This window comes from Streptomyces sp. NBC_01465 (assembly GCF_036227325.1).
Taxonomy (GTDB): Bacteria; Actinomycetota; Actinomycetes; order Streptomycetales; family Streptomycetaceae; genus Streptomyces.
Map to the genome: position 1 here is coordinate 847,857 of NZ_CP109467.1, position 26,091 is coordinate 873,947.

Consider the following 26,091-nt stretch of genomic DNA (forward strand, 5'->3'; position numbering starts at 1 on the left):
AACAGATCACGGAAGAACGCCTCCCGGAGCACCGGGACGCGTTACCACCGGAGCATGGTCACCTATTGCGGAGAGAGCGCGGCCGGCCGCGACCCGATGGGCGGGTGCAGGGCCGTCGCCGTTCCCGGCTCGGCGCGATGTCTCGCCCACTGCGACACCGCGGAGCAGAGCGCCTACGTGACGTCCCTGTTCCCCGGCGCCGAACTGGACCTGGAGGGGACCACCCTCGCGTGGGACCTGCTCCGGCGGATCCTCGTCCAGGTGACCGATCCGGCCACCGAAGAGCCGGTCCTCGGCACCGCCAACTTCCACTCGGTCACCTTCACCGGGCCTGTGGCGTTCACCTCGGCCACCTTCACGGGGGGCGCCGATTTCAGCCTGGCCCGCTTCACCGAGGGCGCCGGATTCAGCCTGGCCCGCTTCATGGGGGACGCGCACTTCGGCTCGGTCGTCTTCGCCGGCGAGGCCTGCTTCCAGTCGGCCCTCTTCGCCAGGAACGCCTATTTCGGCTCCTCGGACTTCGGCGGGGACGCCGCGACCGGGGACGCCGTGTTCACTTCGGCGACCTTCACCGGGGAGGCCGACTTCGACTCGGCCGCCTTCACCGGAGAGGCCCTGTTCGGCGGGGCCGCCTTCGCCGGCCATACGGACTTCTCCTCGGCCACCTTCGCCGAGGACGCCCATTTCGGGGACGTCGCCTTCAGCGGGAATGCCGACTTCGACTCCACCACCTTCGCCCGGGACGCCGACTTCGACTCGGCCGTCTTCGAACGCGCCTCGGCGCTGGGGCCGTTGGTGTGCGGAAGGGTGCTGGATCTGTCCCGGACGTCCTTCGAGGCGCCCGTCACCGTGGAGGTCGCCGCGCGGCAGGTGGTGTGCCGGCGGACCCGGTGGGCGGCAACCGCCACGCTCTGGGTCCGCTACGCCGACACCGACCTGGCCGACGCGGTCTTCGAGTACCCCCTGGCCGTCGCCGGCCGCCGCCGCCCCTTCATCAACAGCGCCGGGACAGCGGTGGACGAGAGCATCCTGGCCGGCGACGCGGAGCAGGCCCGGGCGGTGTCGCTGCGGGGGGTGGACGCGGCGCACCTGGTGCTCACCGATCTCGACCTCTCGGCGTGCCTCTTCGCCGGCACGATCCACCTGGACCAGCTTCGTCTGGAGGGCGACTGCCTCTTCGGCACGGCCCCGCCGGGCGTCCATCTGCGCGGCCGCACGCCCCTGCGGCACACGCACCGCAGCGTCCTGGCCGAGGAACAGCACTGGCGCCACTCCCTACCCGGCGCCCACCCCGGATGGCTCGCGGTCCCGCCCGGCGTCGACGTGGTCCAGCCGGCCGCGCTGGCGGCCGTCTACCGGGCGCTGCGCAAGTCCTACGAGGACTCCAGCAACGAACCCGGGGCCGCCGACTTCTACTACGGCGAGATGCAGATGCGCCGCGCCGACTCCGCCAACTCCAGGTCCGAACGCCGGCTGCTGAGCGCGTACTGGGCCCTGTCCGGGTACGGTCTGCGGGCCGCCCGCGCGCTGGCGTGGCTGCTCGCCGCCGTCACCGTCACCCTGCTGGTGATGATGCTGTGGGGCGTGCCCGCGAACGACACCCCCTCCCGTACCACCGGTACCGTCAGCGGCCGGCACATCACTCTGACCACCGACCGGGCCGACCCCGTCGACTCCACCGGCCCCATGCGCGGACGGCTGACCGGCGAGCGGTTCGAGAAGAGCCTGCGCACCGTGGTGAACAGCGTGATCTTCCGCTCGTCCGGCCAGGACCTCACCACGACGGGCACCTACATGGAGATGGCTTCCCGCCTCACCGAGCCCGCCCTCCTGGGCCTCGCGGTCCTCGCTGTCCGCGGCCGTGTCAAACGCTGATCGCCGCGGCCTCCGCTCCCGGTCAAAGGCCCTGTTTCCGCTGTTTCCGCTGTTCCGCGAGGAGTTGGACGGCCTCGGCCGCGGCGCGCCGGGCTGCCGCGGGGGAGGTCTTGAAGCCTGCCCCCGACCACCCGGCCGCCACCACGGTGTGCGGAAGGCCCGACAGACGACCCAGTACGGGCCGCCCGCCCTCCACGAACAGGTCGGTGCCGCTCGACCCGGTGAGCAGCCTCGCGTCGGCGAGGAAGGGCAGCCGGGGGGAGACTCCGTCGCGCATCCACCGCACCTGCTGGTCGTCGGGGACCGTCGAAGGGGCGACGGGGACGTTCCACTCGTCGAACGGATAGCCGGCCAGCAGCCCGTCCTCGCCGTCCGGGCGGGCCCAGACGCCGGTGACGGCGTCGACGATGGTGGGCAGCCGCCGGCCTCCCGCCTCGAAGATCCCGTAGCGGATGAGCTTGCTCGCGGCCGGTTGTCCGGCCGGCCAGCGCTCCCCGAGCAGCGCGGGCGTCGCGCAGCCCGCGGCGACGACGGCCACGTCGGCGGTCACCCGACCGCGGGTCCGGTCTCCGTCCCGTACGACCGAGCACTCCAGTACGGCGGCGCCCTCCGGTCCGGTCGTCAGCGAGTCGACGTGGTGCCGGGACAGTACCCGCACACCGGCCAGCCGGGCACGGTCCAGCAGCGCGGCCAGGGCCACGGCACCGCGCGCGTAGCCCGCTCCCGGCTCCCAGACCGCGCCCGCGATCCCGTCCGTCCGCAGGTCCGGCCAGCGGCTGTTCAGCCCGGCCACGGTGACCGTCTCGGCCGGGATGCCCAGCTCGCGCAGTTGACCGACGGAGTCAGCGGCGGGCTCCAGGTCCGCCGGGCCGAGGAGCACCAGGGCGCCGGTGCGGCGGAATCCGTACGCGGGGGCGAGCTCCGGCCGTCCCCACAGCGCCAGGTACGCCTCGCAGGCCAGGCTCCGTTCCCCCTCGTCCAGTTCGAACGCCCTGATCAGCCCGCCGGACACCGTGCTGGCCGACGAACCGGGTGTCCCGTCGTCCACCAGCACCACCGAGGCGCCGGCCTCGGCGAGTTCGGCGGCGGTGGCCCTGCCGACCAGGCCACCGCCGATGACGGCGACCTCGAAGTGCTGCTCCGTGGGCGCTGCCGGCAGCCGGGGGAACAGTCGCCGCGGCCCCACCTGCCAGCCGTCGTACGGGGTCTCGCCCCGCGGGCCGGTGGACTCGCCCAGCTCCCCTCGTACGCTGCCGATCAGCGCGGCTCCCCGCTGGTGCGGATGCTTGGCCAGTGCGCTGCCCAGTGCGGCAAAGGCCGCCGCTGTCCGGGCGGCGCCGCCTCCGGCCGGCCGGGCCACCACCACGGTGCTGCCCTCCGGCCGGGGATCGTCCGGGCCGGTCGCCGGGAGGACGCAGTCATCAGTGAGGATCACCAACTGACCCGCCACGGAGGGATCGCGGCGCAGCAGGCCGGCCACGCCGGAGGGAGTTCCGCACAGGGCGACCGCTCCCGACCAGTCGCCTCCGGGCCACTCCTGGTGTTCCTCGGCCACGGGTCCGGTGCTCTCCGCCCCACCCGTCCGCCGGCTCAGTCGCCCGGCCAGCCGCCTGCCGCGTTCGCTGCCGTCGTGGAGTACCGCGAGCCGCCGTACACCGTGGTCCCGGCACGCCCGGGCGACTGCCGCGGCCTGGCCCGAGTCCGGGGGGTACATCCGCAGTACGGTGTCGTCGGTCTCCTTCCCGTCCCCGGGGACGGCGGCCAGCGGAAGCAGTACGGGCAGACCCGCTTTCCGGTAGACCCGCAGTGCGGCCTCGCCGTCCTCTTCCCGCAGGCCCGCGACGACCGCGGCGAATCCCCCGTCGGCCACCACTTCCTCCGCTACGGCCACGGCGTCGTCGGTTCCGCCCCGGTGGGCGAACACCTCCCAGTGGACCGGCAGGTGCGGGACGGTGGCGGCCGCCTCCGTGAACCACTGTCCCCGGGGATCTGCTGGGACACCCACGAGGCCCACCACGGCGACCTTGGCCTGCCGGTCCGACCGCATCGAATCCATGTGATTCCTTCTCCGTGAGGGGGACGACGCTCGGCTGCGCGACGGTGGTCCGCCGGCGCACGTGCTCGGTCAGGGGCGCTGATCGCCGCCCGGCCCTTCGGCGGGAGGGTGTTCCCGGCCGGGCGGCCGGACGGCACGCGTCAGGCGGGCCAGTCGCGCCTCGGCCGGTTCCGCCTCTGCGGCGCCCAGACGCCGGTAGACGCCGACCGCCGCTCTGGTGTCGGTCAGTGCGTCGGAGAGCGCACCGGAGAGTTCGTGGCACCGGCCGAGGCCTTCGAGTGCCCGTCCCTCCTCCAGCGGATTGGGGACCACCGTCGTGAGCTGCAGCGCCTCCTCGTACCGCGAGCGTGCGCCGGCCGTGTCCGCGGTCTCGACGAGGAGGTCACCCAGCGCGTTCAACGCCTCGGCCTCGCCGCGCGCGTCCCCCAGTTCCCGGCGCAGCGAGAGCGCCTGCCGCAGCAGTCCGGCGGCTTCCGGGTGCTGCCCGGTGGCGGTGCGCACCCGGCCCAGCCAGGTGAGGACGTACGCCTCGTGCAGATGGTCCCCCAGCTGCCGCAGCTGGGCCAGGGCCTGCTCCAGGAGTGAGAGTGCCTGCGCGAAGTTCCCCGCCGACGCCTGGGCCCGTCCCAGTTCCGTCAGCGCGTCCGCTTCGCCGTGCCGATCGCCGAGATCCTGGTACAGAGCGAGCGCGCGCTCCAGCGGCTCGTCCGCGCGGGCGTGTCTGCCGGTGACGATCTCGATGTGGCCCAGTTCGGTCAGCACATTGGCCTCGCCCTGGCGGGCGCCCAGCTCCCAGTAGATGAGCCGGGCCCGGTCCTGGAGGGTCGCGGCGGCGGGATAGTCACCGGTCCTGAACCGTACGAATCCCAGCCGGCTGAGGGCGCCGGCCTCGCCGTGACGGTCCCCGAGGTTCCAGTAGAGGGTGAGGGCCTGCTCCTGCAGTTCGGCGGCTTCCGCGTAGTCATTGGTGCGGTACCGGACGAAGCCCAGTTCGGTCAGCGCCTCGGCCTCGCCGTGCCGGTCGCCCAGGCTCCGCTGCAGCGCGAGGGCCGTGCGCTGGTGCCCGGTCGCCGCCGGGTAGTCGTTGACCAGCCGGAGCACGCGGCCCAGTTCGGTCAGCGCCCGGGCCTCGCCGACCTGGTCGCCGAGCTCCCGGTACAGGGCCAGGGCCCTCTCCTCCAGCGCGATCGCCGCCGCGTACTCATTGGTCAGGAGCCGTACATGACCCAGTGCTGTCAGGGCGCTGGCCTGGCCCCGCAGGTCACCGCTGCGGGTGGCTGCGGTCACCGCCCGCTCCTGCAGGTCGGCGGCCTGCTGCCACGGGCCTTCCTGGTGGAGGAACGCGGTCATGGCCGAGGCCAGCCGCATGACCCGGGAGTGCTCGCCGGTGGCCGCGGCATGGTCGGCGCAGGCGAACAGGTTGGCCCGCTCGGCGTGCATCCAGGTCAACGCCTCCTCACGGGAGGACAGTTCCGGGTCGGTGGCGGAGGCACTGAGGGGGGACGGGGCCGGCGAGAGGTGGCGGTCGGCGGCCTCCGCCCGGTGCTGGTAGTGGTCCAGGAGCCGCGCGGTGGCGCGCTCGCGGTCCTCGGCCGGATCACGGGTGGTCAGGATGCGGGCGTACTCCCTCACGAGGTCGTGCGGGCGGTAGCGTCCCGGGGCCTGCTCGTCGATCAGGTGGTCGGTGTACAGGGCCTCGAGTTCCCGGCGCGCCCGGGCGAGGGAGATGCCGTCGAGCGCGGCGGTCGCGCGGGCATCGATGTCGGGTCCGGGGTGCAGTCCGATCCGGCGGAACAGCCGCTGGCGGTCGGCGGGCAGGTCGCGGTAGGACAACTCGAAGGCGGCCGCCACCGTACGGTCGCCCGCGTGCAGTTCATCGAGCCGGTCGCGCGTCGCGATGAAGTCCGCGGCCAACTCGGCGATGCTCCACGCCGGATGGTGGGCCAGCCGCCCCGCGAGCAGGGCGATGGCCAGCGGCAGACGGCCGCACAGACGTACCATCTGGTCGATCATCTCGGCGTCGCTGTTGCTGTCGGTGTCCGCCCGGTGGGTCAGCCGGGTGAAGAGTTCGACGGCCTGGCGCTGCGGAAGGATCTCCAGCGACAGGGGCGTGGCGCTCTCCATGGCGATGAGGCGACGGCGGCTGGTGACGAGCACCAGGCAGTCGCCGACGGCGGGGAGCAGCGGTTCGACCTGTACGTGGTCGACCGCGTCGTCGAGGACCAGCAGCATCCGGCGGCCGGAGAGATGGCCGCGCCACAGGGCCGCCCTGCTGTCCAGGTCGACCGGTATCTGCTGGGCCGGCCCGACGATCGGGGCGAGCAGGCCCGCGAGTACTTCGGCGGGTTCGGCCGGCCGCTGGCCGGGCGTGTGGGCGTGGAGCCGGATGAAGATCTGGCCGTCCGGGAAGCGGTCGGCGAGCAGATGCGCGGCCCGGGTGACCAGTGCCGTCTTGCCCACTCCCGGCATCCCGTCCACGGTGCGCACGGTCACTCCACGCGTGGAGCGGGCCGCCGCGACGAGCCGGTCCAGTTCGTGATTGCGGCCGGTGAACGTCGTCACGTCGCGGGGAAGCATACGCAGCGAGGACACCATGGCCGTGGGCGAGGGGCGGCGCTCCTCGTCGCGGAAGGACCGCGTATCGGCCGGCGCCGTCGCACGCCCGCGCTCGGCGGGCTGGGCGCGGTCGAGCAAGGCGCGCCAGTAGGGCTCGTTGGGCACTTCTCCGGCCCAGTGGCTCCACAGCCGGACCAGGGCCCAGACCTGCTCGCTGCTGCCACGGCTTGGAACCTTCGCCCTCCCCGCGGTGTCCGACACCCAGTCGTTGACCCGCTGCGCGCTCACGTCCGCGCCGTACTTCCTGACGGCGCGGCCGACTTCCTGCCGGGAGTAACCCTGGCCTGCCGTGCGTCTCGCGGCCCTGGCACGGTTCTCCAGTGCGCGTAATTCCTCATAGAACGCACGAGCGCGCTGGTCCATAGGTTCCCCCCAGGCAAAGACGGTCCTCGTGACCACGCCGACCGCCGCGTCCGCTGCCCTCAACAGGCGCCGCAGGCACACATCCGGTGTGAAGAATATGGGACTTCTGCCCGTGGCACCTGTGTGATCAGCTTTCCCGTACGCCAGGAGCCCAACCGCCGAGCGGCGCACCAAAGGGCGGGGACGGCGGTCAGCCGCCCGCCAGTTCGTAGGCGTACTCGGGCACGAAGGTGCCGGCCGTCCCCTTGCAGCCGTCGGACTCCCCCGGCAGTTTCACCCAGAGATACGCGTCGATACGGGCCTGCCCGGTGTGAGTCGTGGGCGCCTGTCCGATGGCCCGTCCGTCCGGGTCGCACCACGCGTCGTCGGACGGCGCTCCGTTGCCGTTGCGGCTGGTGTCGATGACCGCGCCGAGGCGGGAAGGGCCACCGAGCGCGGCCAGGACCTGGCGGGCGTAGGCGGTCTCGGCGGCGGTGCGGTTGAAGTTGGAGACATTGGTGAAGATGCCGTCGCTGCTGGTCGTCGCGCCCGCGGCGCGCAGGAACGCGGCCTGCCGGGCGGCCGGGTTCCAGACGGAGTGGCCGCCGTCGAAGTAGACCTTCGCCTTCGGCGCGGCAGCGTGGACGGCTCGGCCGGCGCGCGCCAACGAGGCGTAGCGCCCGGCCCGTTGGGACGCCGACAGGCAGTCGGTCTGGGCGATCGAATCGGGTTCGAGGATCACGATGGAGGGGCCGCTGCCGAGCCCCGCGGCGAACTCGCGCATCCAGCGGTCGTACGACGCCAGGTCGGGCGCGCCGCCCTCGGAGGCGCCGCCGCAGTCCCGCTCCGGGATCGCGTACGGAACGAGCACCGGCACCCGGCCCTCGGCGGCCGCCTCCGAGGTCACCGCGCGGACCCTGGACCGCACCTGGCCCGGGTTGTACTCCGGGAACCACACCGCGGCCGGCCGGTCCGCGATCCGCGACGCTATGAGCGGGCGGCGCGGGTCGTCGGGGTGGGACGTGACCCAGTCGAGCACCTGGGAGTCGGAGTGGCGGTAGAGCGGAGCGCTGATCGGGCCCGCCGCGGCCCTGGCGGGGCGCGCGGAGCTCTTGGGCGTACGGGAGGGCGAAGGGCTCGCGGAGGAGGGCGGGGCGGAGGGGCTGGGGCGGGCGGGCAGCGGCTGGAGTCTCGGCGAACTGGTCACCTCGGGCCGCGCCGCCTCCGTACCACCGCCCCCGGAGTACGCGGCGATCACGCCGACGGCCGTGCCCACGGCGGCCACCGCACAGGCGGCCAGGGCCAGGGCGCCCCGGCACCGCGCACGGCGGCGCTCGATCCTGTCCGCGCGACCCTGCGCGCGTAAGCCCGACACCTCGAACTCCCCCTCACCCGGACCTCGTTCCCCCGTTCTGGGGAAGCTCGGCCACGACTGCACACGCGGAGAGCCTAGGGCTGCAAAGGTGCCGCTATGGCGCAGACGGAACATTTCGCAGCTCGGACGGGCCTGGCCGGCCCGTCGGTCGACATGGTGGTGGCGCGCATGCGCGCGCTGCGCACGGACTGGCCCCCGGCCGACGGTGTCGCCGTCTTCAACCAGGTGTATCTGACCGTCACCGAGGAGATCGACCGGCGCATCGACCGCGGCCGCGACTTCAGCGACGCGACGGCCGCCTGCGCGCTCGACGCGCTCTTCGCCGGGCGCTATCTGGCGGCCGTCGACGCGGTGGCCGAGGGCGGCAGGCCGTCCGCCTGCTGGCAGCCGCTCTTCCAGTACCGGCGCCATCCGGGCGTCCGTCCGCTGCAGTTCGCGCTCGCCGGGATCAACGCCCACATCGGGCACGATCTCGCCCTGGCGGTCGTCGACAGCTGCCAGATGCTGGAGTGCGAACCGGCGGAGCTGGAGGACGAGTTCGACCGGGTCGGCGACATCCTCGTCGCCCTGGAGGAGCGCATCCGCGAGGACCTGATGCCGGGTCCCGACCTCCTGGAGATCGCCGACCCGCTCACCCATCTCCTCGGGTCCTGGAGTCTGGAGCGGGCGCGCGACGCCGCATGGTCGGCCGCGCGGGTCCTGTGGGGCCTGCGGGAACTTCCGGGACTGGCCGGGGAGTTCACACAGCGGATGGACGCGGGTGTCGGCCTGGTGGGGCGCTGCCTGCTGACACCGCTGCGCTGACTTCCGGACTTCCGGCCCAAGGAGATGAGTTACGCATATGACGACCGCACTCGGTCTCGGACTCCCCCAGATGAAGCAGTACGCCCTCGGACGCGACGTCCCGCTCGTCGCACGCGCCGCGGAGGAGACCGGTTACGAGTCCCTGTGGGTCTTCGAGCGCATCCTCTTCCCCGAACCACCGACCCAGGGTCTGTACGGGATCCCGGGCCTGCCCTGGCCCGAGCAGTACCGCTCGGTCGCCGACCCCCTGGTGACCCTGACGCTGGCCGCCGCCGCGAGCGAGCGGGCCCGGCTGGGCACGAGCGTCCTGGTGGCCCCGCTCCACCTGCCCTTCCAGCTGGCCAGGTCCCTGGCCTCGCTGGACGCGGCGAGCGGCGGACGGGTCGTGGCGGGCCTCGGCACGGGCTGGTCGCTCGACGAGTACGCGGCCGCGTCCGTGGCACCGTTCGCGCGGCGGGGCGCGGTGCTGGACGAGCTGCTCGACGTGTGCGCGGCGGTGTGGGGTCCGGACCCGGTCGCGTACGAGAGCGAGTTCACCACCATCGCCCCGTCCGTGGTCGGCCCGAAGCCGGCCGGCCCGATCCCGCTCTACCTCCCGGCGAACAGCCCGAAGGCGACCAGGCGTCTGGTGGACCGTGCGGACGGCTGGATGCCGGCGGCGATGGGGGCCGCCCAGCTCACGGAGGCCTGGCAGAAACTCCAGGAGGTGGCGGAGGAGCGCGGCCGGGAGCGCCCGGTGGCGGTGACGGTGCGGGTGAACGCGTCGTACAGCGCGAAGCCGTACGAGGGCGACGACCGGCGCCCCTTCCAGGGCAGTGTGGCGCAGATCGTGGAGGACCTGGCGGCGCACGCGGCGACGGGGATCGCGGACGAGTTCCTGCTGGACCTGCAGGGGACGATGCGGGACGCGAAGGAACTGGTGGACGTGGCGGCCGAGGTGTACGGGGCTGCGCGGGCGGCCGGGGTGTGACCCGAGGGGGCCGGGTCCGAGCCCGGCCCCCCTCCACGCTCAGTCCTCCGGGAGCTCCACCGGGGCGATCTCGTCGTAGAGGTCGCCCGGGCCCGGGTTCGACGCGTCCGTCGTGCCCGCGAAGTGGTTCATGACCCCCCACACCGCGTTGAGCGCGGTCTGCACCGCGCCCTCCGCCCATCCCGCCGTCCAGGAGATGTCGTCCCCGGCGAGGAAGATCCCCCGCTTGTCCTCCGGCAGCCGGTCCTGCATGAAGTGCGTGAACAGGCGCCGCTGGTAGCGGTAGTGACCCGGCAGGTTCGCCTTGAACGCGCCCATGAAATAGGGCTCGTTCTCCCAGGACACCGTGACCGGGTTGCCGATGATGTGCTTCCTGATGTCGACCTTGGGATAGATCTCCCCGAGCGACTTCAGCATGACCTCCATCCGCTCGTTCGCGGACAGCGGCAGCCACTTCAGGCTGTCGTCGCACCAGGTGTACGAGAGGCAGATCGTGGCCGGCTTGTCCGGACCGTCGTCCAGCAGATACGTGCCACGCGTCATCCGGTCCGTCAGCGTCATCGACATGACGTCCCGGCCCGTGACCTCGTCCTTGTCCAGCCAGAACGGCCGGTCCACCGGCACGAACAGCTTGGAGGACTCCATGTAGTGGGTCCGCTCCATCGCCGTCCAGTGGTCGATGGGGAAGAGCGAGTCGTCGCACGCGATCTTCGACAGCAGCATCCACGACTGCGCGGTGAACACGGCCGCCTGGTACGTACGGATGTCCCCTGTCGCATCGGTGACGGTGATCCGATTCCCCGCCGTACGGTGCAGCCGCGTCACCGCCGGCTTCGGCTCGCGCCCCTCGTGCAGCGAGGCGAGCGACGTGCCCTGCGCCCAGTGCACGGTCTTCTCCGGCTCGCGCTCCCACAGGCGCAGCGGCAGCTGCTGCGAGCCGCCCACGATGCCGCAGTGGTGGTCGTCGGCCTCGGTGTAGACGACGCGCAGGATCTCCAGAATGGAGTTGGGGAAGTCGGTGTCCCAGCCGCCCGTGCCGAAGCCGACCTGCCCGAAGATCTCACGGTGCCGGAAGGACTTGAAGGACTCCGAGTCGCAGAGGAAGCCGTAGAAGGTCTGGTTGTCGAGCTTCTCGACCAGCCGCGACCAGAGCTCGCGGATGCGCGGGACGTCGCGCTCGCGCAGCGCCCGGTTCATGTCGGTGAAGTCGGCGCCCTCCTCCAGACAGGCGTTCCAGGCGTGCATGACATCGCGGTAGACCTGCGGAAGGTCGTCGACCGAAGTGGCGTAGTGGGACTCGCCCTTGAGGTCGACGACGGTCGAGGGGGTCACCGGCGAGAGCGGGTTGGGGAACGGCTTGGTCTCCAGGCCGACCAGGTCGATGTAGTGCTGCAGCGCCGTCGAGGACGGCGGGAAGCGCATCGCGCCCATCTCGGCGGTGAGATCGGGGTCGCACCCGTCGAAGCCGACGGTCCGCAGCCGTCCGCCGATCCGGTCCGCCTCGTAGACGACGGGCTTGAGGCCCATCTTCATCAGCTCGTACGCGGTGATGATGCCGGAGAGCCCGCCACCGATGACGGCGACCTCGGTGCCGTGCTCGGTCGCGGGTATCTGGCCGAGCCCGGCCGGGTGGGCGAGGAAGTCGTCGTACGCGTACGGGAAGTCCGGGCCGAACATGGTGATCGGCGGCTGCGCGTCGTCGTGCTGGACGGCAGTGGTGGGCACCGTGGACGTCATGGGGTACGGACTCCTTGCGCGGAAAACTGAAGGGGGAGGAAGCGGGAGGGGGCGGGCTCAGGCCAGGGAGGAGTACAGGCCCGGCCGCCGGTCGCGCAGGTAGGGATTCTGCGACCTGGAGTCCTGGAGGAAGGCGGGGTCCGCGTCGCCGATGACCAGCTCCTCGCCCCGGCCCGCGCGGGCGCGCGCCGCTCCGTCGGGGCCGGCCAGACAGCTGAGCCCGACGAACTCGAACTCGCCCTCCTGGCCGGTCCGGTTCACGTACGCGATGTACAGCTGGTTCTCGAAGGCGCGCACCGGGACGAGGGACTCGGCGACGAACTGGAAGGGGTGCATCTGGGCGGTGGGGACCAGGAGCAGGTCGGTGCCGGCGAGGGCGTGGGCCCGGACGTTCTCCGGGAACTCCACGTCGTAGCAGATCAAGATGCCGAGCCGGAGTCCGCCCAACTCGGCCTGGACGACGGTCTGTTCACCCGGCGTGAACCACTCGCGCTCGAAGCCGCCGAAGAGGTGCGTCTTGCGGTAGCCGAGGAGGGTGTCGCCGTCGGGGCCGATCAGCTGGGCGGCGTTGTAGACGGCGTCGCCCTCGCGCTCGGGGTAGCCGTAGAGGACCGCGAGGCCGTGGCGTACGGAGATCGCGGCGACGGCCTGCGCGGAGGGCCCGTCGGCGGGCTCGGCCAGCCGGTGCACGTCGGCGCCGATCGCATACCCGGTCAGGAACATCTCGGGACAGACGAGCAGCCCGGCCCCCGCGGCCGCCGCCCGGCCCGCCGCGTCGTCCAGGACCGCGAGGTTGTCCTCGACGGCGCCGGGGCGGCCGGAGCTCTGGAGCAGGGCGGTGCGCAGCGGGGGCATGGCAGACCTCGGCGGATGCGTACGGGGTGCGTACGGAGATTCGGGGGACGTGACGACGGTACGTTTCGCCACCGAGCCCCTACAAGCCGCGACCGTTGCGCACCGACCGTCGATCCGTTGCGCAATCGGCGCCCCCGGCGGCGATTCGTTGCGTACGTGACCCCGGTCACCCGCCGCAGGTCACTCCAGGGTGCGGATCACCCTCGCCGGGTTGCCCACGGCCAGCACCCCCGCGGGCAGGTCCTTGGTGACCACGGAGCCCGCCCCGACGACCGTGTTGTCGCCGATGGTCACGCCGGGGCAGACGATGACGCCGCCCCCGAGCCAGACGTTGTCCCCGAGGGTGACGGGTTCGCTCTTCTCCCAGCCGTCCCGGCGCCGCTCGGCGTCCAGCGGGTGCACGGGGGTCAGCAGCTGCACGTTGGGGCCGATCTGGCAGTCCGCGCCGATGGTCACGGCTCCGGTGTCCAGGAAGACGGCGTTGAAGTTCACGAACGTGCGGGGGCCGATGCTGATCCGGTACCCGAAGTCGCAGTGGAACGGCGGCCTGATGCGGACGTCGTCGCCCACCGCGCCGAGCAACTCCGTGAGGATCTTGGTGCGTTCGGGTCCGGTCGCCCCTGCCGCGTTGTACGCGTCGAGCAGGCCGGTGCGCCGTACCGTGTCGGCGCCCAGTTCGTCGTCCTGCGGCAGGAACCAGTCGCCCGCCATCATCCGCTGCTTGTTCTCGCCCATGAGGCGAGATCCTCTCAGGCGGGCGCGCCCGAGGAGAAGCGCCTCAGCAGCGGCGACAGTACGAGGACCGACTTGGTGCGCTCCACGAAGTGCTCCCCGGCGATGCGCTCCAGTACGCGCTCGAAGTGGCGCATGTCGGAGGCGAAGACCTGGACGATGGCGTCCGCCTCGCCGGTGACGGTGGAGGCGGCCACGATCTCCGGGTAGCGCTCGAGACCGCGCTGGATCGCTTCGGGCGAGGTGTTGCTGCGGCAGTAGATCTCGATGAAGCCCTCGGTCTCCCAGCCCAGCGTGGCGGGGTCCACGCGGACGGTGAAGCCCGTGATGGCGCCCTCCGCCCGCAGCCGGTCCACGCGGCGCTTCACCGCGGGCGCGGAGAGTCCCACGAGTGCGCCGATGTCCGCGAAGGAGCGGCGGGCGTCTTCGGCGAGGGCGTGGACGATGCGTTCGTCGAGGTCGTTCAGGCGCACTGCGAGGTGATCACTTCTCTGCGGGGGCGTTGCGGGAGCGTCGCGTCCCGTACGCGCAGTAGATCAGATCGCGGGGCCGACAGCACCGAGGCGGCCCCAGGCCACTTCAGCCCCGGATGTTTCAGGGATCAAGTACGGGACACCCGCAACAGTCGGACAGATGAATGCGAGAGGTGCTTGTGAGCAGCAGTGAGTCGAGTGTGCGGGACCGTCTGGTGGAGGCCCTGCGCGAACAGGAAGAGGCGATCGCCGACCGCTGGGTGCGTCTGCAGCGGGAACAGGCGGTCCTCGGCACGGACATGAGCGAGCAGGAGCTGCGCGAGGAAGCGGATCTGCTGATCTCCGCGCTGGCCACCGGGCTCTCCGGGGACGTACCGGTGGAGCGTCTCGTCACCTCGCAGAACGATCTGCGCAGGACGGTCATAGAGCTGTCGCTGCGCCGGGCGCGCGCCGGTGCGACGCCGACCGCCACCTCACTGGCCGTGCTCTCGCTGAAGGAGGCGCTCCTGGAGGCGGTCCAGCACAAGACCAGGGACGCGGCCGAGCTGTTCTCCGCGGCGATTCTGGTGAACCGGCTTCTGGACGCGGCAGGTGCCCTCTCCTTCGAGACGTACGTGGAGGGCCGCGAGGAGATCATCCAGCGGCAGAGCCGCCAGCTGATGGACCTCTCCACCCCTGTCGTACGGCTCTGGCGCCATGTCCTGGCCGTACCGCTGATCGGCACCCTCGACACCGCCCGTACCCAGGTGGTGATGGAGAGCCTGCTGCAGGCGATCCAGGACAACGAGGCGCGGATCGCGATCGTCGACATCACCGGCGTACCCGCCGTCGACACGGCCGTGGCGCAGCATCTGATGCACACCGTGAACGCCGTCAGGCTCATGGGCGCCGACTGCGTCATCAGCGGGATCCGGCCGCCCATCGCGCAGACCATCGCACAGTTGGGCATCGACTTGTCGACCATCCTCACCAGGGCGACCCTCGCCGACGCCCTGGAAGCCGCGATCCGGCTCACCGACCGGCCCGCCGTCGGTCTGGACCCGTACCGCAAGGAGGCATCGTGAACGCCCCGCGCCCTGCGGGTGTTCCGATCCTGCGGCTCGGTGACGTCCTGGTCACCGGTCTGCTCAATGAGCTCGACGACCAGTCCGCCGTGGCGTTCACCGACGAGCTCACCGAGCGGATCGCCGCCGACGGCGCCCGCGGCGTGCTCATCGACATCTCCCGGCTGGAGATCATCGATTCCTTCGTGGCCAGGACCCTGATGGAACTGACCACCATGGCGCGGCTGTTGGGCGCCCGGGTGATCGTCGCGGGGATGCGTCCTCCGGTCGCCATCACCCTGGTCGAGCTGGGCCTCCAGCTGACCGGGGTGGAGACCGCTCTCAACGCGGAGCAGGCCCTGACCGCGCTCGGCTGGCAGCGGATGCCCCGACCCTCCGCGGAGGCGCCCCATGGCGCTCTCAGGTGAACGACTGGCGCCCGGCCGGGAGGAACTGGCCGCCGCGTCCCGGGCCACGGCCCCGCAGGAGAACGGCGCACAGAGCTACTCGGTGAAGTCCGAGGAGGATCTGCTGACGGTACGTCATGCCGTGCGCGCCGCCACGGTCGAGGCCGGATTCGGGATCGTCGACCAGACCCGGGTGGTGACCGCCGCCAGTGAACTGGCCCGCAACGCCTACATCCACGGCGGGGGCGGCACCCTGCGCATCGAGGTGCTGCACCGGGACGCACGGCGCGGTCTGCGGCTGACCGTGCGCGACGAGGGCCCGGGCATCATCGATCTGGACGCGGCGCTCACCGACGGATACACCACGGGTTCGGGCCTGGGCCACGGGCTCGGCGGCGCCCGCAGGCTGATGCACGAGTTCACCGTCGACTGCGCCTCCGGCAGGGGCACCACGGTGACCGCACTGCGCTGGAACACCCGGTGACGACATCCGCGCCGTCCGTCTCCGTACAGATCCGGATCGACCACTACAGCGCCGTCCACCTCGCGGCGGCGGCCGCCCGGCGGACGGCGCTGGAGCACGGCCTGCCCGGCGCCCTGCCCGACCGGGCCGCCGTCGTCGCCAGCGAACTGGCGGGCAACCTCGCCAACCACGCCCAGGACGGCTCGGTGTACATCCAGCCGCTCCCCCTGCACGCCGGCGTCGAGATACTGGCCGTCGACCGCGGTCCCGGAATGGCGGACCCCGAACTGTGTCTGACGGACGGTTTCACCACCACCGGCACCATGGGTTCGGGGCTCGGAGCGGTACGCCGGATCGCCACCGAGCTCTCGGTCCGTACGAAGCCGGGCATCGGCACCCTGATCTCCGCCCGGCTCACCGCGCCGTCGGCGGGCACCGGGGCGGAGCGCCGCGTCCGGTCCTTCGGCGCGCTCTGTCTGCCCGCCGAGGGCGAGGAGGAGTGCGGGGACGCCTGGGGTCTCGCCGAGACCGACGGGGACCGCACCGCCGCGGTGATCGACGGTCTGGGCCACGGACCGCCCGCGGCCGAGGCCGCACAGGCCGCGCTGCGCGCCTTCCACCGCGACCCGGGCAAACCGCTCGCCAACGTGATGGCCGCGATGAACCGCTCGCTTCGGCGCACCCGCGGGGCCGCGGTCGGTCTGCTGCGGCAGCGCGACGGCGAGACGGAGTTCTGCTCGGTCGGCAACGTCCGGGCGCATTTCGTCACGCCCGACGGCGTACGCAGCCGGTTCGGAGGCCAGCCGGGCGTGGTGGGCCTCAACATGCCGCTCCCGCGCACCGAGCGGCTCGCCACGGACCGGGACGCCACCCTGGTCGTCCACTCCGACGGCATCAACTCCCGCTGGTCGCACGACCCTTCACCGTTCCTGCTGCGGCTGCCGCCCCCGCTCCTGGCAGGCGCACTGGCCCACGGCCACCGGCGCGTCCGCGACGACGCGACCGTTCTCGCGCTGGGGCCGACCGTGACGAAGAGAGACCGATGATCCCGCACCGTACGACCCACCACTCACTGGCCGGTCTGCGCACCACCCTGCGCCGGCTGGCCCACCATCTGCGGCTGCCGGTCGAAACGCGTTCCCGGCTGACTCTCGCGGTGACCCAGGTGGCGGCCGGTGAGCTCGACGCGGGCCGCATGGTCGTGCTGGACGCCGGCCCCGAGGCCGCCAACGGCAGCGGCGCCATGCTCTCCGTACGGCTGCAGACCCCGCTGGCACCTCGCCAGCCGTCCCTGACCGGGCTGCCGCTGCCCGCGCAGCGGATGCCGGGGTGTGCTGCCGTCTGGCGGGTCCCGCTGCAGTCCTCGCCCGCCGAGGGAAGCGCCCCCGCGGTGTCGGACCTCCTGGAGGAGGAGCTGAGCGACGCGCTCACCCGGCTGGACGCCCTCGGCCGGGACCACCAGCGCCTCCATCACGAGCTGGCGGAGACCAACAGCGGGGTGCTGGCCCTCTACGTACAGCTGGAGGAGCGCGACGAGCAACTGCGGCGCGCGCACGGCCGGATGCTGCGCCAGCTGGAGGACGCCCTGCGTCCGCCGCCGGTCGAGGTGGCGGGCCTGGAGATGGCCGTGCACTACGAGCCCGCCGAGAAGGACGCGCCGACCGGCGGAGACCTCTACGACTGGTTCCTGCTCCCGGACGGCACCGCGCACATCACGGTGGTCGACGCGCTCGGCCACGGCCTGGCCAGTACCCGCAGCGCGCTCAACGTGACCCACGCGGTCCGCACGCTCGCCCTGGAGGGGCACCCGGTGGAGTCGATCGTCGCGAGGACCGACGAGATCCTCTCCACCGTCGACCGCGAGGTGATGGCCACCGTCCAGCTGGTCAGGCTCGACCCGGCCACCGGCGAGCTCCTCATCGCGAACGGAAGCCATCCGCCCGCCCTGCTCGTACGTGAGGACGGCACCACCCGACTGCTGGAGGTCCGGGGCCGCGGCATCGGCTTCCCGCTGCCGGGCAGTGAGCGACTGCTGCGCGAACGCCTCGCCCCCGGCGACCTGTTGGTCCTGTACACCGACGGGCTGACCGAGAGCCGGCGCGATCCCCGCGAGGGCGAGATCCGGCTGCAGGAGGTGGCGCGGCGCCACCGCGCGCTGCCGATAGCGGACATTCCCGGTGCCATCGCGGCGGAGATGCGCACGGTGATCCTGCACCCGGACGACACCGTCGCCCTGACGGTCCGCCGGGTGCGCTGAGTGGCCGGCTCTGTCCGCCCGCAGCGAACTACCGGTTCCGTGGTGATGGATGGGCCGAGCCGGGGTATGCGAGCGGGAGATGCCTGAGGAGCCGCCCGTGGTTGTCGTGGACTCGCCCTTGGCGGACAGTGCCACCGCTCGCGACGCTGCCGCCCGTTTTCTCGTCGAGCACTGCCCCTGGGCGGACCTCGACGCCGTACTGCTGGTCGTCAGCGAGCTGGTGGCCAACGCCGCCCGGCACACCGCCGGCTGGTGGCGGCTGCGGCTGAGCGCAGGCCCTGGGGAGCTGGTGGTGGAGCTGGACGACTCCAGCCCTCACCACCCGGTCGCCCGTACGCCCGACTTCGGTGGCGGCGGCGGCTTCGGCTGGCCGCTGGTGCTGCGGCTCGCGGGCCGGGTCGAGATCTCCCCGCTGCCTCTCGGCAAGACGGTACGGACGATCTGGACCCGGCCCGCGACGGCCGGCTGAGCGCTGGACGGGGGGCTCACTCCTGGGTGAGCAGCCCCTTGCGCAACTGCGCGGTGATCCGGGACAGCAGCCGCGACACATGCATCTGGGAGACGCCGAGTTCGGCGCCGATCTGCGACTGGGTCATCTCAAGGCCGTACCGCATCCGCAGGATCTGACGGTCGCGCTCGTCGAGCTGCTCGACGAGCGGCTTCAGCGCGGTGATGTTCTCGACGGCCTCCAGCTCGGGGTCGTCATCGCCGAGACGGTCGGACAGGGAGTCCGAGCCGCTCTCCGAGGCGTCGTCCAGCGGGATGTCGATGGAGCCCGCGGTGTAGCCGTTGGCGGCGACCAGACCCTCGACGATCTCGTCCTCGGGCAGGTCGAGGTGGGCGGCGAGCTCCGCGGTCGTCGGCGACCGGTCGAGGAGCTGGAACAGCTCGTCCGTGGCGCGGGCGAGCGCGATCCTCAACTCCTGGAGCCTGCGCGGCACATGCACCGACCAGCTGGTGTCGCGGAAGAACCGCTTGATCTCGCCGACGATGCACGGCATCGCGAAGGTGGCGAACTCCACCTCGCGGGTGAGCTCGAAGCGGTCGATGGCCTTGATGAGACCAATGGTGCCGACCTGGACGATGTCCTCCATCTGGTCGGAGCGGCTGCGGAAGCGTGCTGCCGCGAACTTGACCAGGGAGAGGTTGAGTTCGATCAGGGTGTTACGGGCGTACTGGTACTCGTGCGTGCCCTCTTCCAGGGTCGCAAGCCGCGCGAAGAAGAGCCGCGAGAGCTCTCGGGCGTCGCGCGGGGCGACCGCGGCGGGGCTCTCCACATACGGGAGTTGCTCCTCTGTCCGGCTGTCCGACCCGCTGTCGTATGACCTGATTCCGGTCGGGACTGGGACTGGGCTCGCCATGGACACGGTGTCCTCCCCTTCTGCTCTGCTCCGGCGGTGCATGGGTGCGTTCGCAGAACCCGACTACCCGGTATGCCGCCGTCCATTCACGAAAATCCGGCCAGAAGGAGTGAGGGAAGGGTGTGCAAGGCCGCGGCCGGCCCCCGCGAACTGCGGGGACCGGCCGGAAGGTTGAGCAGTGTCGGGGTCAGCTCCAGCTGGCGTGGAGCGGCTTGCCCTCGGCGTAACCGGCGGCGCTCTGGACGCCGACGATCGCCTTCTCGGCGAACTCCTCGAGGGAGCTCGCACCGGCGTAGGTGCAGGAGGAGCGGACGCCCGCGATGATCGAGTCGATCAGGTCCTCGACGCCCGGGCGGGCCGGGTCGAGGAACATCCGCGAGGTGGAGATGCCCTCCTCGAAGAGCGCCTTGCGGGCGCGGTCGTACGACGATTCCTCGCTGGTGCGGTTGCGGACGGCGCGGGCCGAGGCCATGCCGAACGACTCCTTGTACCAGCGGCCGTCGGCCGACTGCTGCAGGTCGCCCGGGGACTCGTACGTCCCGGCGAACCAGGAGCCGATCATGACGTTGGAGGCACCGGCGGCGAGCGCCATGGCCACGTCGCGCGGGTGACGGACACCGCCGTCGGCCCAGACGTGCTTGCCGTGCTTCTTCGCCTCGGCGGCGCACTCCAGGACGGCGGAGAACTGCGGGCGGCCCACGCCGGTCATCATGCGGGTGGTGCACATGGCGCCGGGGCCCACACCGACCTTGATGATGTCCGCGCCGGCCTCGATGAGGTCGCGTACGCCCTCGGCGGCGACGATGTTGCCCGCGACGATCGGGACGTGCGGGTCGAGCGCCCGTACGGCCTTGACCGCGGAGATCATCGACTCCTGGTGGCCGTGCGCGGTGTCCACGACGAGCGTGTCGACACCCGCGTCGAGGAGCTGCTTGGCCTTGCCCGCCACGTCGCCGTTGATGCCGACGGCGGCGGCGATGCGCAGCCTGCCCTGGGCGTCGACGGCCGGGCTGTAGAGCGTGGCGCGCAGGGCGCCCGTACGGGTGAGGATGCCGACGAGCTTGCCGTCCGCGTCCACGGCCGGGGCGTAGCGCCGGTTGGCGCCGTCCAGCTTGTTGAAGGCGTCGCGCGGGTCGATGTCCGCGTCGAGCAGCACCAGGTCCCTGGACATGACGTCGGAGAGCTGGGTGAAGCGGTCCACTCCGGCCAGGTCCTGGTCGGTGACGACACCGATCGGCCGCTGGTCGGCATCGACGACCACGCCGGCGTTGTGCGCGCGCTTGGGCAGCAGCGACAGCGCGTCGGCGACGGTCTGGGTGGGGGCCAGCACGATCGGGGTGTCGAGCACGAGGTGGCGCGTCTTGACCCAGGAGATGACATCGGTGACGACGTCGATCGGGATGTCCTGGGGGATGACGACGATGCCGCCGCGGCGGGCGACCGTCTCGGCCATACGGCGGCCGGCGATCGCGGTCATGTTCGCGACGACCAGCGGGATGGTGGTGCCGGTGCCGTCGGGGGCCGACAGGTCGACGCCCTGGCGGGAGCCGACCGAGGAGCGGCTCGGCACCATGAATACATCGTCGTACGTCAGGTCGTACGGCGGCTTCAAGTCATTGAGGAAACGCACGTGCTGAACATCCCAGTCGATCGGAGTGGCCCCTAGGCATTTCAGCCAGGGGAAAAAGCACGTAGTTCATTCTCCCATGCCCGAACGATTGCGCAGCCCGGGAGATTCCTCCAGGCCTGCGGTGTGCGTGCTGGTTGCATCCTCCAAGCGGGGTCCGTGACCGGGCGCGGGGCGGGGGCTGTCAGGGACCCCCGCCCCGCGCCTCGGCTCAGGTGCCGTCGATCAGACGGACAGCGAGATCGGGGCTGAACTGCCCCGCGGGAACGGTGGGGGCGCTGCCGCACTGCCCGTCCGAGTTGCCTGGTGTCTTGACCCAGAGCAGCAGATCGGCGCCGCCTCCCACCTGCGGTGATGTGCCGAGCTTGCGCCCCGTCGGGTTGCACCACACCCCGTTGGAACCGTTGCCGTTGCGGCTGGTGTCGACGACGAATTTCGGGGTGGAGCCAAGCTTGGCGGTGACCGCGTTCCCGTACGACACCGAGGCGGCCGTGGTGTAGAAGTTCGACACGTTGACCGAGAATCCCCGGACCCGGTGGACCCCTGCGGAGTCCAGGCGGCCGGCCATGGTGGTCGCATCGACCCAGTTGGCGTTCCCGGCGTCGAGGTAGGCCCAGGTGTTGGGGGCCTTCTGCTGGAACATCTGGGCGGCGTAGTCGATCATCGCCAGCCGGTCGCTGATCTGTGCCGAGGTCATGCAGTCGAAGTCCGCCAGCGAGTCGGGCTCGATCACGACGATCGCAGGGCGGTCGGCGACGGCCGCGGCGAAGGTGGAGATCCAGGTGCGGTACGCGGCGACGCTGCCCGCCCCGCCGGACGATTCGCCGCCGCACGCGTCGCGGCCGGGGATGTTGTACGCGACCAGGACGGGGAGCTGGCTGTGGCTGGCCGCCGCGCCGACGTAGCTGGAGACCGCGGGGCCGATGCCTCCGCTCTCGTTGGCGAACCAGCGGGCGATGGGTTTCGACGCGATGGACGACTGGATGCGCGCCGCACGGGAGTCGGAGGGGTTGTTCTTGGCCCACACGGCCGGGCTGGAGTTGGGGTTGACGTAGAAACCGCTGGTCAGGCTGATGGGGCTGGCTGTGGCCTGTGCTGTGGCCGTGGTGGCGGCGGGCATGGCGGCCGCCACGGTCAGACAGATCAGGGCAGTTCGGAGCAGGACTTTCCAACGCACGGTGCTTCTCCTCTGCTTCAGCGGGATGCGGATGCGGCGAAGGCCGCCGTCCAGGCGAGCGCCGAGTTCCAGTTGATCGCGACCTCGTTGGTGGAGTACGAGAAGATGTCGTCGATGTAGCAGGTGGCGGGGGCGCAACCGGGCAGGTTCTGCTGGGCGACCGGGTCCTGCAGAGCGGAGTTGGGGCCGCCGGCGAGGGATCCGGCCGGCGGGGCGGGCAGGGTGGCGTCGAGCTGGTGGGCCCAGGTGCGGTGGTGCTGGTTGTGGCTGGCCCGCGTGCCGTAACCGGTGACGAAGGACTGGTTGAGGGCGTTGCGGCCGAGGAGGTAGTCCATCGACTCCAGGACGGCGTCGCGGTAGCGGCCGCGGTGGGTGAGGTCGTAGGCCGTCGCGATGACCAGGGCGTTGTTGGCGGTGGCGCTGTTGGAACCCCAGACGTAGGCGCCGTCGGCGGGCAGGTAGGGGTTGGGGTAGCCCTGGGACTGCTCGTCGCGGACGTATCCGTCGGCGACGGCGAGGACCCGCTTGCGGGCGGCGGCGACCATGCGGGCGGGGAAGCGGTTCGGCAGCCGTACGACGGTGAGGTCGGCCAGTGCTCCGGTGTCGCGCCAGGAGAATCCCGCGGAGGTGATCTGCGTGTCGATGTGGCGCAGATAACGGCGGTCGCCCGTGGTGGCGTACAACTCCGTTGCCGCCCAGGAGAATTCGTCGCCGACCTCGGTGTCGTCGTAGGCACCGCCGCCCACGCTGTCGCTGTCCGGGGCGTAGACGTCGGGGTGGGCGAGCGCGGCCTGCCACGCCGTCCGGGCCGCGGTCAGACAGCGCTGGGCGAATGCCCTGTCGTAGGGGGCCCATACGCGTGCGCACTGGGCCCCGGCGGCCGCCAGGTTGAGAGTGGCGGCGGTCGACGGCGGGTGGAGGTAGCGCGGCTGGGTGTCGCGGTCGGGACGGGTGGGGAGCGCGGTCCAGGCCAGGTCGTGGACCTTGTGGTGGACCATGCCGGCCAGGGGTTTGCCGGCGGGCACCTGCATGCTCAGCAGGAACTCCGTCTCCCAGCGCGACTCGTCGAGGACGTCGGGGACGCCGTTGGAGTTCTCCGGGATGCTCAGCAGTCCGTCGCTGCGCCCGGTCCGGTCGCCCTGGCGCAGTGAGCGCTCGTACGAATCCATCAGCTGCCAGTCTGCAAGGGCCCCGTTGACGACGTACTTGCCCTGGTCACCGGCGTCGTACCAGCCGCCCTGGACGTTCAGCGAGTAGTCGCAGGTGCCGGGCAGGCACGGTACTTCGGTGTCGCCCTTGTTCGGTGCGACGCCGACGTGCCCTGCGGGTCTGGCGTAGGCGGCGCCGGCGTACTGCGCCTCGATCGGGGTGCCGCTGCGCGAGGCGTAGAAGAAGCCGAGGGCGTCCTTGGCGAGCGTCTTGTACGGGTTGTCGGCGATGGCAAAGGGCTCGCTGGACGCGTCGCCGACGACGAGGGTGTATCCGGTGCCGACGGTACGGACCTTGCTGAAGTCCGCGAGGTGCACATGGTCGCCCGACTCGGCGTCCTCGCCCTGGACGCGGGTGCGTCCTTCGGCGACCGCCGTACCTGAAGCGTTGAGGAGCCGCCACGGGACGGGGGTGGTCGAGTCGTCGACGACCGATGCCTTCTTGGGGCCCGAGGTCGTGTAGCCGTACTGGTTGACGCGTACCGGAGAGCCGAAGTCGCGGCCCCCGCCGGGCGCCACGGCACCGCCGGTCAGCGACACGTCGTCGATACACAAGGTGAACGCTTCGGTGGCGCCGCCCTGTTGGAACGAGAGCTGGCCGCGCAGGCCGGCCACGGTGGAAGTCCCGGTGAATTCAAAGGACTTGGGCGTGGGGCCAAGGGCGACCGTCTTGTTGAGCGTCGTCGTGTACGGCGCTGCGGCCAGCTGCAGGACGGAGTGGACGGAGACGCTCCTGGTGGCGGAGGCGGTGAACCGCAGCGTGTACGGCTGACCGGCCTCCAGCGGGATGTCGTTCTCCGCGACCATGGAGTCCCAGACATTGGCCGTACCTGCCGGGACGTCGGCGCACAGCCGCCCCAGCTCCACGCGGGACGGCGTGTTCCCACTGCTCCACCAGGGAGTCTTCACGCTGTCGAACGTGCCGTTGAGCACGCGTTCGTAGCTTGCGGCGTGCGCGGGCACCGCCGTCGTGGCGACGAGCAGCGCAGGGGGCAGACAGACTGCGGCCAGTCTGAATCTGAGGGACATACCGGGCCCTTCTCGATGGCAGGGATCCCGGCTCGGTGCGGCGTCAGTGCCAGATGCTCGCCTCGGCCGCGAGAGGTGTCAACGCTTTCGACGCGTTCAACTCATGAAACTTTCTCCGTCCCGGCTCTTCCCTTCTGCGGCAAAGTCCTTCTAATCTCCGGGCTGTTACCGCTCCCAGTTTTGACCGGGAGCGAACACCATCACCGGCTACGACTGTGGCGTCAACCCAGGTAAACGGTGTGAAAACGGCCTCGGACGAGGCCATTCCGATTGTTACCGCTCCCGGAAACTCTCCGGCGAGACTGGAGGCACCCGCATGACCGCTCGACTTGGAAGAGTGCTGCTCGCGACCGCTGTCGCCGGCACGCTCATGGCCACCGCCGCCTGCGGCTCGGGGGACGACAGCGCCTCCGACTCGGGGAAGACCACCCTGGTCGTCAAGACCTTCGCCCAGTTCGGCTACGAGGATCTCTACAAGGAGTACGAGGCGAGCCACCCCGGCATCACGATCAAGGAGGAGAACATCGCCAAGCTGGGCGACTACTCCCCCAAGCTCCAGCAGTGGATGGCCACCGGGCGCGGCGCCGGTGACGTGGTGGCCCTGGAGGAGGGCATCCTCACCCAGTTCATGGACAAGCCCGACCAGTTCGTCAACCTGCTCGACCACGGTGCGGGCAAGCTCAAGGGCAACTTCCTCGACTGGAAGTGGAAGCAGGCGCTGACCCGCGACGGTAAGACGCTCGTCGGGCTCGGCACCGACGTCGGCGCCCAGGGCATGTGCTACCGCACCGACCTGTTCAAGAAGGCAGGGCTGCCCACCGACCGCGAGCAGGTCGGCGCACTCTGGCCGACCTGGGACGACTACCTGGCCACGGGCAAGAAGTTCACCGCCGCCGACACCGGCGCCCACTTCTTCGACTCCGCCGGCTCGATCTACCAGAACATCCTGATGCAGCAGGGCGACCACACGTACTACGACACCGACAACAAGCTCGTCATCGACAGCAATCCGGGCGTCAAGGCGGCCTGGGACAAGACCGTGGAGATGGTCGACGCCAAGCTGTCCGGCAACATCGCCCAGTGGAGCCCGCAGTGGAACGCCGGCTTCAAGAAGGGAACGTTCGCCACGATCCCGTGTCCCTCCTGGATGCTCGCCACCATCGAGAAGCAGGCAGGGCCGGAAAGCGCCGGCAAGTGGGACGTGGCCAAGGTGCCCGGCAGTGGTGCGGTACGAGGGGGCTCCTTCCTCGCCGTACCCAAGCAGAGCAAGCACCAGAAGGAGGCCGCCGAGCTGGCGGAGTTCCTGACCAGTGCGAAGGGCCAGACGGCCGCCTTCAAGTCCAAGGGCAACTTCCCCTCGTCCCTCCAGGCCATCGACGATCCCGCCGTACAGGGCTCCACCAACGCCTACTTCAACAACGCCCCCGTCGGAAAGATCTTCGGCGCGAGCGTGAAGGCGCTGCACCCGGTCTACCTCGGCCCCGACAACCTCCCGGTGGACGACCGCGTCACCAACGCCCTGGCCGCGATCGAGCAGGGCAAGCTCACGCCGGACGCCGCCTGGGACACGGCGGTCGACGAGGCGAAGCGCGCAGCCAAGTAACCCTGCCGTCGGCCGGGGCGCGAAAGCCGGAACCACCCCGCGCCCCCGCCGACGCCCGCACCACACCCAGAAGGACTCGCT

At 71.3% G+C, this 26,091-nt stretch carries 21 protein-coding genes; 10 read left to right on the forward strand and 11 right to left on the reverse strand.

Annotation, left to right across the window (positions count from 1 at the left end; all coding sequences use genetic code 11):
- The first annotated feature begins 54 nt into the window (after window positions 1-54).
- A complete protein-coding gene (locus OG707_RS03720) occupies window positions 55-1,875 on the forward strand; it encodes a pentapeptide repeat-containing protein (protein ID WP_329114285.1) in 1,821 nt (606 codons plus the stop codon).
- A 22-nt stretch (window positions 1,876-1,897) separates the two neighbouring features.
- Here the strand turns inward: OG707_RS03720 and OG707_RS03725 are convergent, their stop codons facing one another.
- From OG707_RS03725 to OG707_RS03735, 3 genes are all read right to left on the reverse strand, one after another.
- On the reverse strand, window positions 1,898-3,931 hold the full coding sequence (locus tag OG707_RS03725; RefSeq protein ID WP_329114286.1) for an FAD-dependent oxidoreductase: 2,034 nt from the start codon (window positions 3,929-3,931) through the stop codon (window positions 1,898-1,900).
- A 69-nt stretch (window positions 3,932-4,000) separates the two neighbouring features.
- A complete protein-coding gene (locus OG707_RS03730) occupies window positions 4,001-6,775 on the reverse strand; it encodes an ATP-binding protein (RefSeq protein WP_329114288.1) in 2,775 nt (924 codons plus the stop codon).
- A gap of 325 nt (window positions 6,776-7,100) precedes the next feature.
- The gene (locus OG707_RS03735; RefSeq protein WP_329114290.1) at window positions 7,101-8,264 is read right to left on the reverse strand and encodes a glycoside hydrolase family 6 protein; all 1,164 of its coding nucleotides are present in this window, start codon (window positions 8,262-8,264) and stop codon (window positions 7,101-7,103) included.
- A 96-nt stretch (window positions 8,265-8,360) separates the two neighbouring features.
- Here OG707_RS03735 and OG707_RS03740 point away from each other — a divergent pair, with 96 nt between their 5' ends.
- Window positions 8,361-9,068 (forward strand): DUF5995 family protein, encoded by a 708-nt coding sequence (locus OG707_RS03740; protein ID WP_329114292.1) that lies wholly within the window; start codon window positions 8,361-8,363, stop codon window positions 9,066-9,068.
- Window positions 9,069-9,105: 37 nt separating this feature from the next.
- Window positions 9,106-10,038: an LLM class F420-dependent oxidoreductase gene (locus OG707_RS03745; RefSeq protein WP_329114294.1), complete on the forward strand. Its 933-nt coding sequence runs from the start codon at window positions 9,106-9,108 to the stop codon at window positions 10,036-10,038.
- Between the two features lie 39 nt (window positions 10,039-10,077).
- On the opposite strand, the gene OG707_RS03750 is transcribed toward OG707_RS03745, so the two are convergent.
- From OG707_RS03750 to OG707_RS03765, 4 genes are all read right to left on the reverse strand, one after another.
- Complete coding sequence (locus OG707_RS03750) at window positions 10,078-11,775, reverse strand: flavin monoamine oxidase family protein (protein WP_329114296.1); 1,698 nt, start codon at window positions 11,773-11,775, stop codon at window positions 10,078-10,080.
- A 57-nt stretch (window positions 11,776-11,832) separates the two neighbouring features.
- The gene (locus OG707_RS03755) at window positions 11,833-12,630 is read right to left on the reverse strand and encodes a carbon-nitrogen hydrolase family protein (protein WP_329127598.1); all 798 of its coding nucleotides are present in this window, start codon (window positions 12,628-12,630) and stop codon (window positions 11,833-11,835) included.
- 180 nt (window positions 12,631-12,810) lie between these two features.
- Window positions 12,811-13,365 carry a sugar O-acetyltransferase gene (locus OG707_RS03760; RefSeq protein WP_329114298.1) on the reverse strand — a complete coding sequence of 185 codons (555 nt, stop codon included), beginning with the start codon at window positions 13,363-13,365 and terminating at the stop codon, window positions 12,811-12,813.
- A gap of 14 nt (window positions 13,366-13,379) precedes the next feature.
- Complete coding sequence (locus OG707_RS03765) at window positions 13,380-13,835, reverse strand: Lrp/AsnC family transcriptional regulator (protein WP_329114300.1); 456 nt, start codon at window positions 13,833-13,835, stop codon at window positions 13,380-13,382.
- Window positions 13,836-14,014: 179 nt separating this feature from the next.
- On the opposite strand from OG707_RS03765, the gene OG707_RS03770 reads away from it, so the two are divergent.
- From OG707_RS03770 to OG707_RS03795, 6 genes are all read left to right on the forward strand, one after another.
- The gene (locus tag OG707_RS03770) at window positions 14,015-14,899 is read left to right on the forward strand and encodes an STAS domain-containing protein (RefSeq protein ID WP_329114302.1); all 885 of its coding nucleotides are present in this window, start codon (window positions 14,015-14,017) and stop codon (window positions 14,897-14,899) included.
- On the forward strand, window positions 14,896-15,306 hold the full coding sequence (locus OG707_RS03775) for an STAS domain-containing protein (protein WP_329114304.1): 411 nt from the start codon (window positions 14,896-14,898) through the stop codon (window positions 15,304-15,306). Before OG707_RS03770 ends, OG707_RS03775 begins: the two co-directional genes overlap by 4 nt.
- On the forward strand, window positions 15,290-15,769 hold the full coding sequence (locus OG707_RS03780) for an ATP-binding protein (protein ID WP_329114307.1): 480 nt from the start codon (window positions 15,290-15,292) through the stop codon (window positions 15,767-15,769). The genes OG707_RS03775 and OG707_RS03780 overlap by 17 nt, the downstream gene beginning before the upstream one ends.
- A complete protein-coding gene (locus OG707_RS03785; protein WP_329114309.1) occupies window positions 15,766-16,794 on the forward strand; it encodes a SpoIIE family protein phosphatase in 1,029 nt (342 codons plus the stop codon). Before OG707_RS03780 ends, OG707_RS03785 begins: the two co-directional genes overlap by 4 nt.
- Window positions 16,791-18,005: a PP2C family protein-serine/threonine phosphatase gene (locus OG707_RS03790; protein ID WP_329114311.1), complete on the forward strand. Its 1,215-nt coding sequence runs from the start codon at window positions 16,791-16,793 to the stop codon at window positions 18,003-18,005. Before OG707_RS03785 ends, OG707_RS03790 begins: the two co-directional genes overlap by 4 nt.
- A gap of 97 nt (window positions 18,006-18,102) precedes the next feature.
- Complete coding sequence (locus OG707_RS03795) at window positions 18,103-18,474, forward strand: ATP-binding protein (RefSeq protein ID WP_329114313.1); 372 nt, start codon at window positions 18,103-18,105, stop codon at window positions 18,472-18,474.
- 16 nt (window positions 18,475-18,490) lie between these two features.
- Here OG707_RS03795 and OG707_RS03800 read toward each other — a convergent pair whose 3' ends face one another.
- From OG707_RS03800 to OG707_RS03815, 4 genes are all read right to left on the reverse strand, one after another.
- Window positions 18,491-19,366 carry an RNA polymerase sigma factor SigF gene (locus tag OG707_RS03800; protein ID WP_329114315.1) on the reverse strand — a complete coding sequence of 292 codons (876 nt, stop codon included), beginning with the start codon at window positions 19,364-19,366 and terminating at the stop codon, window positions 18,491-18,493.
- A 187-nt stretch (window positions 19,367-19,553) separates the two neighbouring features.
- The gene (locus OG707_RS03805; protein ID WP_329127600.1) at window positions 19,554-21,017 is read right to left on the reverse strand and encodes a GuaB1 family IMP dehydrogenase-related protein; all 1,464 of its coding nucleotides are present in this window, start codon (window positions 21,015-21,017) and stop codon (window positions 19,554-19,556) included.
- A gap of 187 nt (window positions 21,018-21,204) precedes the next feature.
- On the reverse strand, window positions 21,205-22,113 hold the full coding sequence (locus OG707_RS03810; protein WP_329127601.1) for a glycoside hydrolase family 6 protein: 909 nt from the start codon (window positions 22,111-22,113) through the stop codon (window positions 21,205-21,207).
- Window positions 22,114-22,187: 74 nt separating this feature from the next.
- The gene (locus OG707_RS03815; RefSeq protein ID WP_329114317.1) at window positions 22,188-24,407 is read right to left on the reverse strand and encodes a glycoside hydrolase family 9 protein; all 2,220 of its coding nucleotides are present in this window, start codon (window positions 24,405-24,407) and stop codon (window positions 22,188-22,190) included.
- A 316-nt stretch (window positions 24,408-24,723) separates the two neighbouring features.
- On the opposite strand from OG707_RS03815, the gene OG707_RS03820 reads away from it, so the two are divergent.
- Window positions 24,724-26,010, forward strand: a complete 1,287-nt coding sequence (locus OG707_RS03820) for an ABC transporter substrate-binding protein (protein ID WP_329114318.1) — start codon at window positions 24,724-24,726, stop codon at window positions 26,008-26,010.
- The last annotated feature ends 81 nt before the right edge of the window (window positions 26,011-26,091 follow it).

Excerpts from the sequence above, each read along its gene's own strand:
- OG707_RS03780 (WP_329114307.1), top strand. The coding sequence starts at position 15,290 with ATGGCGCTCTCAGGTGAACGACTGGCGCCCGGCCGGGAGGAACTGGCC.
- OG707_RS03750 (WP_329114296.1), bottom strand. The coding sequence starts at position 11,775 with ATGACGTCCACGGTGCCCACCACTGCCGTCCAGCACGACGACGCGCAG.
- OG707_RS03810 (WP_329127601.1), bottom strand. The coding sequence starts at position 22,113 with ATGCCCGCCGCCACCACGGCCACAGCACAGGCCACAGCCAGCCCCATC.
- OG707_RS03720 (WP_329114285.1), top strand. The coding sequence starts at position 55 with ATGGTCACCTATTGCGGAGAGAGCGCGGCCGGCCGCGACCCGATGGGC.
- OG707_RS03790 (WP_329114311.1), top strand. The coding sequence starts at position 16,791 with ATGATCCCGCACCGTACGACCCACCACTCACTGGCCGGTCTGCGCACC.
- OG707_RS03800 (WP_329114315.1), bottom strand. The coding sequence starts at position 19,366 with ATGGCGAGCCCAGTCCCAGTCCCGACCGGAATCAGGTCATACGACAGC.
- OG707_RS03760 (WP_329114298.1), bottom strand. The coding sequence starts at position 13,365 with ATGGGCGAGAACAAGCAGCGGATGATGGCGGGCGACTGGTTCCTGCCG.
- OG707_RS03740 (WP_329114292.1), top strand. The coding sequence starts at position 8,361 with ATGGCGCAGACGGAACATTTCGCAGCTCGGACGGGCCTGGCCGGCCCG.
- OG707_RS03725 (WP_329114286.1), bottom strand. The coding sequence starts at position 3,931 with ATGGATTCGATGCGGTCGGACCGGCAGGCCAAGGTCGCCGTGGTGGGC.
- OG707_RS03815 (WP_329114317.1), bottom strand. The coding sequence starts at position 24,407 with ATGTCCCTCAGATTCAGACTGGCCGCAGTCTGTCTGCCCCCTGCGCTG.
- OG707_RS03745 (WP_329114294.1), top strand. The coding sequence starts at position 9,106 with ATGACGACCGCACTCGGTCTCGGACTCCCCCAGATGAAGCAGTACGCC.
- OG707_RS03820 (WP_329114318.1), top strand. The coding sequence starts at position 24,724 with ATGACCGCTCGACTTGGAAGAGTGCTGCTCGCGACCGCTGTCGCCGGC.
- OG707_RS03755 (WP_329127598.1), bottom strand. The coding sequence starts at position 12,630 with ATGCCCCCGCTGCGCACCGCCCTGCTCCAGAGCTCCGGCCGCCCCGGC.